Source organism: Alcanivorax sp. (assembly GCF_040118815.1).
Taxonomy (GTDB): domain Bacteria; phylum Pseudomonadota; class Gammaproteobacteria; order Pseudomonadales; family Alcanivoracaceae; genus Alcanivorax.
The window spans coordinates 48,388-59,049 of the sequence record NZ_JBEDTC010000006.1 but is presented as its reverse complement, the minus strand read 5'-3'; the positions used below and the strand labels follow the sequence as shown (position 1 = coordinate 59,049).

11 protein-coding genes are annotated in these 10,662 nt (G+C 56.9%); 4 read left to right on the top strand and 7 right to left on the bottom strand.

The genetic code is table 11. The features are described 5' to 3' along the window. Position 1: 1 nt before the first annotated feature. From ABNH18_RS04255 to ABNH18_RS04245, 3 genes are all read right to left on the bottom strand, one after another. Complete coding sequence (locus ABNH18_RS04255; RefSeq protein ID WP_290518161.1) at positions 2-880, bottom strand: branched-chain amino acid ABC transporter permease; 879 nt, start codon at positions 878-880, stop codon at positions 2-4. Between the two features lie 242 nt (positions 881-1,122). Then, positions 1,123-1,707 carry an HAD family hydrolase gene (locus ABNH18_RS04250; protein WP_349381609.1) on the bottom strand — a complete coding sequence of 195 codons (585 nt, stop codon included), beginning with the start codon at positions 1,705-1,707 and terminating at the stop codon, positions 1,123-1,125. A gap of 33 nt (positions 1,708-1,740) precedes the next feature. Then, positions 1,741-2,748 carry a hypothetical protein gene (locus ABNH18_RS04245; protein WP_349381608.1) on the bottom strand — a complete coding sequence of 336 codons (1,008 nt, stop codon included), beginning with the start codon at positions 2,746-2,748 and terminating at the stop codon, positions 1,741-1,743. A gap of 189 nt (positions 2,749-2,937) precedes the next feature. Between ABNH18_RS04245 and ABNH18_RS04240 the strand changes: the two genes are divergently transcribed. Then, positions 2,938-3,450: an outer membrane beta-barrel protein gene (locus ABNH18_RS04240; RefSeq protein ID WP_349381607.1), complete on the top strand. Its 513-nt coding sequence runs from the start codon at positions 2,938-2,940 to the stop codon at positions 3,448-3,450. Between the two features lie 75 nt (positions 3,451-3,525). Here the strand turns inward: ABNH18_RS04240 and ABNH18_RS04235 are convergent, their stop codons facing one another. Together ABNH18_RS04235 and ABNH18_RS04230 are read right to left on the bottom strand one after the other, a co-directional pair. Continuing rightward, positions 3,526-4,545 (bottom strand): lipase secretion chaperone, encoded by a 1,020-nt coding sequence (locus ABNH18_RS04235; protein ID WP_349381606.1) that lies wholly within the window; start codon positions 4,543-4,545, stop codon positions 3,526-3,528. 52 nt (positions 4,546-4,597) lie between these two features. After that, complete coding sequence (locus tag ABNH18_RS04230) at positions 4,598-5,272, bottom strand: TetR/AcrR family transcriptional regulator (RefSeq protein ID WP_349381605.1); 675 nt, start codon at positions 5,270-5,272, stop codon at positions 4,598-4,600. Positions 5,273-5,549: 277 nt separating this feature from the next. Here ABNH18_RS04230 and ABNH18_RS04225 point away from each other — a divergent pair, with 277 nt between their 5' ends. Together ABNH18_RS04225 and ABNH18_RS04220 are read left to right on the top strand one after the other, a co-directional pair. Then, entirely contained in the window at positions 5,550-6,518 is a 969-nt protein-coding gene (locus ABNH18_RS04225; protein ID WP_349381604.1) for a lipase family alpha/beta hydrolase, read from the top strand. A 280-nt stretch (positions 6,519-6,798) separates the two neighbouring features. After that, positions 6,799-8,364, top strand: a complete 1,566-nt coding sequence (locus ABNH18_RS04220; protein WP_349381603.1) for an MFS transporter — start codon at positions 6,799-6,801, stop codon at positions 8,362-8,364. Here the strand turns inward: ABNH18_RS04220 and ABNH18_RS04215 are convergent. Next, a complete protein-coding gene (locus ABNH18_RS04215; RefSeq protein WP_349381602.1) occupies positions 8,342-8,752 on the bottom strand; it encodes a hypothetical protein in 411 nt (136 codons plus the stop codon). The genes ABNH18_RS04220 and ABNH18_RS04215 overlap by 23 nt on opposite strands. Before the next feature lie 158 nt (positions 8,753-8,910). Here ABNH18_RS04215 and ABNH18_RS04210 point away from each other — a divergent pair, with 158 nt between their 5' ends. Beyond that, positions 8,911-9,759 (top strand): metal-dependent hydrolase, encoded by an 849-nt coding sequence (locus tag ABNH18_RS04210; RefSeq protein ID WP_349381601.1) that lies wholly within the window; start codon positions 8,911-8,913, stop codon positions 9,757-9,759. 91 nt (positions 9,760-9,850) lie between these two features. Here ABNH18_RS04210 and ABNH18_RS04205 read toward each other — a convergent pair whose 3' ends face one another. After that, positions 9,851-10,561 (bottom strand): phosphoadenylyl-sulfate reductase, encoded by a 711-nt coding sequence (locus ABNH18_RS04205; protein ID WP_349381600.1) that lies wholly within the window; start codon positions 10,559-10,561, stop codon positions 9,851-9,853. Positions 10,562-10,662 lie beyond the last annotated feature (101 nt).

Here is a 10,662-nt window from a genome sequence, read left to right as displayed (position 1 = left end):
CCTACACCTTCTTCTGGCTGATCTGTGCAAACAGGCCGCCGGGGCGCAGAATTAGCACCAGCAACATAAGCACATAAGGAGCGATCTGACCGACGCCAGAAGGCAGGTAACGGCCCGCGAATGGCTCCACGATGCCCACCAACAACCCCCCCAGCAACGCACCGGGCAAGGACCCCAGCCCACCGATTACCGCAGCGGCAAAAGCCTTGATGCCAAACAGCAGCCCCACCGATGGTTCCACCGCCCCCTTCGCGGCAAACATGACCCCGGCAATAGCAGCCACCACCCCGGACAGGGCCCAGACAATCGCGTTGATCCGTTTCACCGGAATGCCCATGTAGTAGGCCGCCATCTGATTTTGGCTGCTGGCCTGCATGGCCACGCCCAGGCGTGTGCGGGCAAAGAAGAAATAGAGGATCGAGGTAAGGGCCACAGTGGTAATGATGATAACGGCATCCACTACCGGGATAATTAACTCACCGAATTCCCAGACTCGCCCGACAAAAGGTGTTTGCAACGACGCAGGATCATGCCCCCAGATCACCCCTGCGGCGAAGCGCAAAAGGAAACCCAATGCAATGGTGAGAATAACCATGGCGAACTGCGGCTGGCCAAAAATGGCGCGTAGAACAAAACGATCCAGCAGGTAGCCAAAGACCCCTAAAGTAATAGCTGCGAAGGTAATGCCTATTAAGAATGGCAGGTCAGCATACTCGGCATTGATGAAGGTAATGCCTAAAAAGGCCCCCAGCATCATCATGTCACCCTGAGCAAAGTTAACGGCTTCTGATGCTTTGTAGATTAGTACGAAGCCCAGCGCCAGCAACCCGTAGATGCAGCCGTTTGCGACCCCGCTGACCAGCAGCTGGAGTATATCCATGGTCCCTCTCTCCCGGGGGGTTTATTGTTCTGGTGTATATTTATTCAGCTTCTTCGAGCCTATCTGAAGCTTTACATTCTCTCCAGTATGTAAAATGTAACAGGGTTGAACAAAGGGTCAAAAACGTCACATCCGAGGCTGGAAAGGCATTTTTTTCAGCTGGAGCCCAACAAAAAAAAGAAACCGTTACCATGGGTAACCCATAAAGGTTTCGCACAAGGGGAAGTCAGACCCTGCCCGTGTCAGGCAAGCAACTCATCAAAATGATGAATCACCCTATCCGCCAGATGATTATGCAGGCCGGTGTGATTTGGGTCGTAGTAGATGCCGCACATGCCCGCGTTCCGTGCGGCCAGCAGGTCGTATTTAAAGTCGCCCACGTAAGCGAGGCGCGCGGGCGCCAATTGCCAGGTTTGCGCGATCATCAACAACCCATCCGGGGCCGGTTTGGGCGGCGCATCTTCCCGGGCCAGCAGGCAGCCGATGGCACCTTGCAAACGATCCAGGGTGAGGCGGGCAACCTGGCGCGCATTACGGGTCAGAATAGCGGCAGGAATGCCGCCATTCTCCAGCCTGGCCAGGCACTGCTGAGCCCCCGGCATCCACACGGCGCGCTCTGCACCGGCCCGCTCATACTCCAGCACCACACCATGAGCCGCCGCCTGTTCGTTGGCTGGCAAGGTGTCGATAAATTCCAGCACCCCCACATCAGGAGGGCAGTTCAGGTGCGCGCGGATGGCCGCAAAATCCAGGCGGGAATCCACCAGGGTGCCATCCAGATCAAAGATGATACCGTCAAAGCTTGGCGGGCTATTGGCAGCTGGCATGTGCACCCCGCGCCTCAACGGCGAACAAAGACACTAACGGCACGGCCATTCCTCCGTCAGCGACTCACCGCCTGCGGCCATCGCGGTGAGCTGCAAGTTGCTGTCGAAAAAGAACTGCAACCCTTTCTCACCGCGGACCTGCCAGTACACCGCCTTTACAGGCAATGAACCGGGCCCGGCTTCCAGAGTTTCCTCCAGCTCGTCCTCATAAAGTTCATATAACGGCGGCGATTCGCCCAGGGCAACTCCGGTATCGGTACGGATAAACGAAGGCGGCTTAACCTGCAGCCGGGCAATGCGACTGTCCCTGAATTGGGCGGAAAGCCCGACGGGCCACTGATCACTACGCACCCGGCCACAGACGCCTTTTCCCGAAATAATCTCCAACGGCACCTTGGTCGTCGCCTGCACACTGGACAAGGTATCGCCCGTACAGACCGATCCGTAACAGTCAGAAGACAATCGATGCAGCGGCTGTTCGCTGTCCAGTGTCAGTGTCAGCGTCAGCGCTACGGTCTCCGGGTCCGCCCCGCTTTCAGGTTCGCCAACCCGGGCGCGGTAATGGCTGGCCAGATCCGGCGCTACACCCGCTCCGGCTGCCGGGTAGGAAAAGCCCCCGCGAAAAGTAATGCAAAGCTGGTTGGCACCGGCCTGCTCAGCGGTTAGCAGCGAACGGGAGGCCGGCGTGGTTCCAGCACAAACCACCGGTTCCGCCGAGCGCCCCCAGGTATCCAGATGTCCGCGGTCGTCACAATAATCGTGGGAAAAATCAAGCATACAGCGATGGGGAACGGTCTTGTGGGTAAGGAGGGTCAAATCAACCGTCTGCCCAGCCTGCATCAGCAACGCCTCACTAAAATCTTGGCCCATATAACGAAAGTGGTCAGTTTCCCAGCCCACATCCGTACGCAAGTCCAGCTGCACATTGCCAGAGGGCCGCACCGATGCCGACTCAGCAAATACATTCACGGCCATCACTAGCCAAACACTCGCCAGCAACACCCACCGATATCGACGCCCCTGCTGCGCCCTTCGCTTCATGCGTTCCCCCACTGCCCCGTCTACCGGGACCCGCTCCCTGTTATTGACATCAAGGAAAGCAAATTCAGCCCCCCGATACTAGCCCCTCCTGTCAGCTACCGACCCGCATCGATGGCAATGTGATCGTCCCCATACACAGCGCGTCTATTCTGAGTAATACTGGAGACACTTTTTCAGGGAGTGATGCTTATGAAACGCCTAACGCAAGTGCTGGCAGGTGCCGCAATCCTTTCACTGGCGCCGCTGGCCAGTGCCGGTTTCTATGTGGGTGCGGGGATTTATAATTCCGGCACCGACGAAGAAATCGATAACATCAAATTTGATGACGACGACACGTCCGGCGGTCTGTTCCTGGGCTGGCGGCCGATAGAGCTGGTTGGTGCGGAAGTGGGCTATTACGACTTCGGCGAACTGGAAGGTGAAAACGGCAGCAAAATTGAAGGCGGCGCGGTTACCTTTGCAGGCCTGCTCACCTTCGAACTGGGTCCCGTGGGGCTTTACGGCAAAGGCGGCGTGGCCAACACCGACTTTGATGTAAAGCACCCGTCCTTCAAGGATGATGAATCCTCCACCGATGCCTTTGGCGGTGTGGGCGCCACCATCGATCTGCTGGACAAGCTGTATGTGTATGGCGAGTTTATGCACTTTGACAATGATGCGGGCATCGACATGTTCGGCGCAGGGCTACGCTTTCAGTTCTGATCTTGCCCTGGCAAAATATGAAAAGCCGCACTGGTAACAGCGCGGCTTTTTACTGTAACGCAAATCGAAACCGGTTTAACGGGCTTGAATTCGGTCGAGCGCCTCGACACGGCCCAGCTCTTGATTACTGAAGCTTTGCTGCCGCAAACGCGCCAGCGCGGTTTCCTGATCCAGGTGGGACAGGCCACTGTCGATAATCACCTGACGCTGCGCGCGGTAGCTCTGATAACGGGCCTCCCATTGCCCCCTCTGCTGGTCCAGCAATTCCAGCCGCTCCGCGGCTTTCGCTCCAAACTGTTGCTCCCGCAGCCGGCGAATCTCGGCCTCGCTGGCCCCTTGCTCTCGTAGTGCCTGTGTGTCTGCGGCCAACTGCGCAGGAGCGTGGGTTTCCTCAAGCATGTTCTGCATCGCGGCTGGCAGTGTTTGCGTCAGCCCTTGTAGTTGCTGCTGTCGCTGGGCATCGTTCAGCGATGGGTGATCCAGTATGTCTTGCCGATCGGCCATATAACGGTCGTAGGCAATATCCATCCCATAGAATGCTTCGGCCGCTTCCTGGCCCAGATATGCCACCTGCAAATCATGGCGTTGCGTTACCGCGCTACGAATACTGGCTGGCGAACCATCATGCGGGGGCAAGGCCGACATCGCCTCGCCCAACGTCATGTACTGCTGAAAAAACTGCCAGGCACGCGCAGCAGCTTGCGCAGGCAGGTTTTCATTAAGGTACGCAGCCAGCCGGGTCTGGCAATCCGCCAGAGATTCCTCCCCCTGCGCCGCCAGAAAGTAATCAAACACGCGACGCAGATCCGGTGTCACTAGCAACTCCCCGTCAGATGTCGCTTGCAGGTGCCCGTCCACATCGGTGCCACGAAGTGATGCGGGCATGGCTCCCAACGCTTCTACGCGGCGCAATGCGGCCTGAAAACTGTCAGGAGAAACGCCGGAATGCGGATGATTCGATAAAGCCGGTTTCGTTGTGCTTTCCGTCAGGCCAACGGCAGCGGAATCCGTGCCGGCAGGCGCCACAAACACGACAACCAGAACAGCCACAAGTAATCCGACAAACAAGATCAGAGTCCACTGAATACGTGACATGATTTTCTCCTTTTTATGTCATGTCCTTACATCTATGGGATGCCCGTTTGCGCTATGCCTCCAGTGCCATAAGGCGGCTGAAAAAGGGTGAGGCCAGCATGGCGTCCCAGTCTTCGCGCTTGCCAAGCATGCTCACGCACAGCCGGGCCATAACGGTGATATAGCGCGGCATGTCGGTGTGCTCCGCTTCTGCACAAAACTGGTAACCCAGGTGCTCGATCCCCTGCACCAGCGTTTCCAGTGCCAAGCCATCCGGTGGCGTGCGGCCATGCGCCTGCATGGCGTCGTGAAGTATGGTGACAATACGCTGGTTATGCGCATCACGGTAACGCGATACCGGTGAGGACAAATCGTGCAGCTCACGAAAGCGTGCGGTCATTAATGGCCCCAGTGAGCGCCCCCAGTTCAAATAGCCGCTCAGCGCCATGGGCAAGTAGTCATAAAAGGCTTTCTGGGGCTGGGCGAATACCTTCAAAAAAAGCCCTTCCACTTCTGCATTGCAGCTTTGCACAATGTCATCGATCACTTCCGCGGAAGAAGCGAAGTACTTGTAAAAGGTCGGCCGGGAAATACCCGCCTCCTTGAGTATTCGCTGCACCGTGGTGCCGTGGATACCTTGCTCGCCATACACGCTACGCCCCGCAGCGAGAATGCGTGCCCGGGTTGCTTCCGCCTTGCCATTCTTGCCCGCAGGGCTCCCCCGACGCTGCGCTGCCCTTTCATTCATTACCACCCACCCTTATTAACACCAATGTTACCTTACAGAACTCCTAGCACATGGCCAGAAGAAAACCATCAAGCCACTGTTTTTAATCACTATTAATGGAAACAAAAAGACGGAAACAGTTCACTTCCTCTATCAACCCCCTTATAACTTATAAATATTAACACCAGTGTTAACTTTTTATTTCATCTACCTTAAGGTGTTCACACCCCCTTACCAGGGAACGCTCGGCGCAGAAACGGCAGTACCGCCGATAACAACAACGAGCCAGGTAATCACTATGACAACCTTATTCCGTGCCCCCATGCGGGCGCTCAGCCTTGCCCTTTTTCTACTAAGCCTTTCAATCAGCATGCCCGCGCAAGCCGGCTGGTTTGACTGGCTATACAAGGATACCTACACCGAAACCCGTTATCCCATTGTGCTCAGTCATGGTTTATTCGGTTTCGACGACATCGTCGGCTACAACTACTGGTACCGCATCCCGGAAGAATTGCGCCGCAGCGGCGCCGAGGTCTATGTGACCCAGGTTGCCGCAGCCAACAGCACCGAGGTGCGCGGCGAACAACTGGCCCGACAGGTGGAAGACATTCTTGCCACCACCGGGGCCGAGAAAGTAAACCTGATCGGGCACAGCCACGGCGGCCCAACGGTACGCTATGTGGCATCGGTTTACCCACAGTATGTCGCGTCTGCCACGTCTGTCGCCGGCCCACATACCGGCGCACGCATGGCCGATGTGCTGCTTGGCGTACAGGAAAATTTGCCGCTGACCACCGAACTATTGGGTGACATCGTCAACGCTGCGGTAGGTTTTCTCGATCTAATTTCCAGCGGCGGTTATGACCAGGATTCCCTGGCGGCACTGTATTCCCTGTCCACGTCAGGCAGCGCCGAGTTCAACAGCCACTACCCTGAAGGCCTACCTCAACAAGCCTGCGGCGAAGGCCCAGAGCAAGCCAGCAACGGGGTAAACTACTACTCCTGGTCCGGCGCCAAACCACTGACCAACGTGCTGGACATCAGCGATGCCGGCATGAGCCTGCTTGCCCTTCTCTATTTAGGTGAAAAAAACGACGGCCTGGTCTCCAGCTGCTCCAGCCACCTCGGCTTGGTAATTCGTGACGATTACCGCATGAACCACCTTGATGAGGTCAATCAGGTTGCCGGCCTGGCCAGCCCATTCGAAACCAACCCGGCCAGCGTGTTCCGGCAGCATGCCAACCGGTTGAAAAATCGCGGACTGTAGTCCCACACAACACAATCACATTAAAAGGGCGCCAGTTGGCGCCCTTTTAATGTGATTGACGACCTGCCATTGCAACCCTTTCAGCCCATCCTGGTCGTAGAATAGTCTCGGGCTCTCGACCGCCCACCAACCACATACGGTCATTTATCTTGACCTCAAGTCAGGTTGAAACTTTAGCCTTTGCGAATGTTGCGTTCTCATCGCTTGCGCATCGATTTTGGTGTCGAAAAGGATTCACCGGAAACGACTACCCCATAAGCCCTGTTGCAAGGAACAGATCATGTCCACCCCTCAACCTGCCACCCGCCGCGAGTGGCTGGGACTGGCCGTCCTGATGCTACCGACCGTGCTGCTTGCACTGGATATGACGGTACTGCATCTGGCCGCCCCCCATCTCAGCGCCGATCTGCAGCCCACCAGTGCTGAGCTGCTGTGGATACTGGACATCTACGGTTTCATGATCGCAGGCTTTCTGGTGACCATGGGTACGCTGGGCGACCGTATCGGCCGGCGTCGCCTGCTGCTCACCGGCGCCACGGCATTTGGTATTGCCTCCGCCATGGCCGCCTTCGCCACCAGCGCAGAAATGCTGATTGCCACCCGTGCCCTGCTCGGCATTGCGGGGGCCACCCTGATGCCGTCCACCCTGTCGCTGCTGCGCAACATGTTCCAGCTCGAACAGGAACGCACCCTGGCGATTACCGTCTGGATGACCGGCTTTATTGTTGGCAGCGCCATCGGCCCCTTGGTGGGCGGCGCCTTGCTGGAGTTTTTCTGGTGGGGCTCGGTGTTTCTGCTGGGGGTGCCGGTGATGGTGCTATTGCTGGTCTGCGGCCCCGTGCTATTACCGGAATTCCGTGACGAACAAGCCGGCAGCCAGGACTGGACCAGCGCCCTGTTATCCGTGGCTATGGTCTTGGCGGTAATCTATGGTCTCAAAGACATGGCGCGTAACGGCATTGCACTGGCACCACTGCTCACCATGGCAGCTGGGCTAATCATCGGGGGGATCTTTGTGCGGCGCCAACGCCGCCTGGCCGACCCCATGTTTGACTTGACCCTGTTCGCCAACCGCACATTCAGCACCTCGGTGGCCGCCATGATGCTGACCATTCTGGCCTTGTCCGGCGCCTGGTTGATGGTGTTTCAGTACCTTCAAGGGGTGCTGGATCTATCGCCACTGGAATCCGGGTTGGTGATGCTGCCACCTGCCGTGGTGCAGACCGCAACCTCGCTGTTGATTCCCCGGCTGGCCGGCCGACTGCCACACTGGAAGCTGGTCAGCGGAGGGCTGATGCTGGCCTCTGTTGGCCTGTTGCTGATGTTACCTGTGCAAAACCCAACGCATATCCCCTTGCTGATCGCCGGCATGACCATCATGGGGATTGGCGTGATGCCGATGATGATTCTCGGCACCGACATGGTGGTCAGCGCAGCCCCCGCCCGCAAAGCCGGCGCCGCCTCCGCCACATCAGAAACGGCCACGGAACTGGGCATGGCACTGGGCATTGCCGTGATTGGCAGTATTGGCGCGGCGTTGTACCGCAACCACATGCTGACGTCCATGCCGGACGGGCTAAGCGACACGCTCGCCCTGGCGGCAGGCGACACCCTGGGTGGCGCGATTGGTGCTGCGGCTCAGCTGCCTGCGGACATAGCACAGCCATTGATGGACGCGGCCAAGGCAGGCTTTAACCTGGCACTGCATGCCAATGCTGCCATTGGCGCCGTGATATTGGCGATAACGGCCGTGGGCGTCGTGGTTATGCTGCGACGCACACCGGACGATGATAGCGACGACGCACAGGGCGCGACGCCAGCGACTATTTCACCCGATCAACAATGATGCGCGTTTCACCGCCATCAGCGGCCTGGCCGAATGCCGCCACTAATGTGGGGCCTTCCGCCAAGCGGACTTGCTGGCGCACCCGGTGACGGCCCTGTGAGGCCGTCCTGTAGCCAATATCCAGCACGAAGCCGTTCTCGCCCCGGCGCTCAATATCAATGCGATAATCCTCACCAATCGCTCGCCAGTGCTGCCGTTCCGCTTCTACTCCCACACTGCCATACAATCGTATTATCCAATCCCGGCCCCCATCCTCGGTGCCAGTCTCAGTGACGCGCAGCCCAGTATCAGGCACGCCTATGCGATCCAGAAGAAAAACATGAAAGGCACAGGCGATCGCCACCGCACACACCACTGCACTGAGCCAAAGCCGCCACCGCATTCGCATCGTTGTTTCAGTCCTCGCCATTACTCTCTCGTTGTCGGCGTCTCACCGTTTATCCCGTCATTGTTTCAATTACGTATCTGACTGTCACAGTGCAATTGTAATTCTTCGGCAACAGGCGTTTAGTAGAAGTCAGGACCATGGATAAAGGTGACATAACAATGAAAATGCACATCATGCCCGTCCGCCGCAACCTGAAATTTCACGTGCCGGACGACACCGTTCTAAACTGGCACGAAAAGGGCCCGGGCATTTCCCAGTTCTTCAATACCCTTTCTCTATTTTTCCCGGAAGGGGAACGTTTCTTTATCAACAGCGTGCGCAAGTACCGCGACCAGATCGATGACCCGGAATTGCAGGAAGCCGTACGTAATTTCATCGGCCAGGAAGCCATGCACGGCCGCGAACACGAGGACTATAACCAGAAGATGGTTGCCGCCGGTTTACCGGTGGATAAACAGGAAGCCATTGTCACCCGGCTGCTAAGCCTGATTTCCCGTTTCATGCCCAATGCCATGCAGCTTTCCGCCACCGTGGCACTGGAGCATCTCACCGCCATTCTGGCCGATGTTCTGCTGCGTGAACCGGAGCTGATTGATGGGTCCGATCCGCAATACCAGAAGCTCTGGCATTGGCATGCCCTGGAGGAAACGGAACACAAGGCAGTGGCCTTTGATGTCTTTATCACCGCCTTCGGAAGAGGCTTCAAATCCTGGTTGCTGCGCGCCAGCGGACTGGTGCTGGCCACGGTGATTTTCTTCTCGCTGTTTTATCCATTCTATGTGATCAACATGTACAAGACAGGCAAGCTTTTCAGCCTGAAAGACTGGTGGGCCTCATTCAAATTCCAGTGGCTCAAACCCGGCGGATTACGGCGGGTAATTCTTCCCTGGCTGGACTGGTTCAAACCCGGCTTCCACCCCTGGGATCACGACAACCGAGAGTTTCTGGCAGAAATGGACAGCCTGATCGGCGATGTGGATGGCTATAACAAGGACTCTGCCGCGTAACAACGGGGCATCCAGCTGATGCTTAACGCCTGACGATAAAAAGCCCCGCAATTGCGGGGCTTTTTCGTCGTTCAGTACCAGTCGAACACCGTTACATATGAATGCCGCACTCGGTTTTCTGGTTGCCTTTCCACCGCCCTTCGCGGCCTTCGCCCTTGAAGGTACAGTGGCTGCAACCAATGGAGTCATACCCTTGCGTCACCAGCGGGTGAAACGGCAGGTCGTGCTCCTTGATATAGGCGTCACGCTGTTCTTTGGTGACATCAATCATTGGGTTGAACTTAATCATGCCACGGCGCTCTTCAAACACTTCCAGGCCAGCGCGGTGTTCGGTTTGCCACCCCATCAGGCTGGAAATCCACAGATCGTAGTTTTCCTTGGCTTCTTCCAACGGGTTGACCTTGTTCACCTGGCAGCACAGGTCCGGGTCGGTTTCCCACATGCGATTTTCCTGAGACACCTGATGGTGATCCGGGTCCGGGGTCACATCGACCACGTTCAGGCCAAATTTTTCAACCAGGTAATCCCGGTACTTCAGGGTATCCGCAAAGTGATAGCCCGTATCGATAAAGTGCACCGGCTGTTCAGGGCGAATCGTCGAAATGATGTGCAGAAAATACGCGGAGGTGGCCGCAAACGACGAGGTCACCATGACGCGGTCCGGCGGAAAATCCTCGTAGACACGACGAATGCGCTCCGCAAAGCTCAGCGGGCGATAAACACGGTTCAGCTCCTCCAGCGTCTCCTTGGACAGGCCGGCGGCATTGTCACCAAAACGTGTAATCAGCTGTGCACTACCCATGATCTACAGCACCTCAAACGGGAATGTCGAGGGGCCATGATAGGAACTCGAGGAAGAATATAAAGGAATATATAGTGATACTTTTATAACGAAACGGGATA

Excerpts from the sequence above, each read along its gene's own strand:
- ABNH18_RS04235 (WP_349381606.1), bottom strand. The coding sequence starts at position 4,545 with ATGTCACGTATTCAGTGGACTCTGATCTTGTTTGTCGGATTACTTGTG.
- ABNH18_RS04240 (WP_349381607.1), top strand. The coding sequence starts at position 2,938 with ATGAAACGCCTAACGCAAGTGCTGGCAGGTGCCGCAATCCTTTCACTG.
- ABNH18_RS04225 (WP_349381604.1), top strand. The coding sequence starts at position 5,550 with ATGACAACCTTATTCCGTGCCCCCATGCGGGCGCTCAGCCTTGCCCTT.
- ABNH18_RS04245 (WP_349381608.1), bottom strand. The coding sequence starts at position 2,748 with ATGAAGCGAAGGGCGCAGCAGGGGCGTCGATATCGGTGGGTGTTGCTG.
- ABNH18_RS04220 (WP_349381603.1), top strand. The coding sequence starts at position 6,799 with ATGTCCACCCCTCAACCTGCCACCCGCCGCGAGTGGCTGGGACTGGCC.
- ABNH18_RS04205 (WP_349381600.1), bottom strand. The coding sequence starts at position 10,561 with ATGGGTAGTGCACAGCTGATTACACGTTTTGGTGACAATGCCGCCGGC.
- ABNH18_RS04210 (WP_349381601.1), top strand. The coding sequence starts at position 8,911 with ATGAAAATGCACATCATGCCCGTCCGCCGCAACCTGAAATTTCACGTG.
- ABNH18_RS04215 (WP_349381602.1), bottom strand. The coding sequence starts at position 8,752 with ATGCGAATGCGGTGGCGGCTTTGGCTCAGTGCAGTGGTGTGTGCGGTG.
- ABNH18_RS04230 (WP_349381605.1), bottom strand. The coding sequence starts at position 5,272 with ATGAATGAAAGGGCAGCGCAGCGTCGGGGGAGCCCTGCGGGCAAGAAT.
- ABNH18_RS04250 (WP_349381609.1), bottom strand. The coding sequence starts at position 1,707 with ATGCCAGCTGCCAATAGCCCGCCAAGCTTTGACGGTATCATCTTTGAT.
- ABNH18_RS04255 (WP_290518161.1), bottom strand. The coding sequence starts at position 880 with ATGGATATACTCCAGCTGCTGGTCAGCGGGGTCGCAAACGGCTGCATC.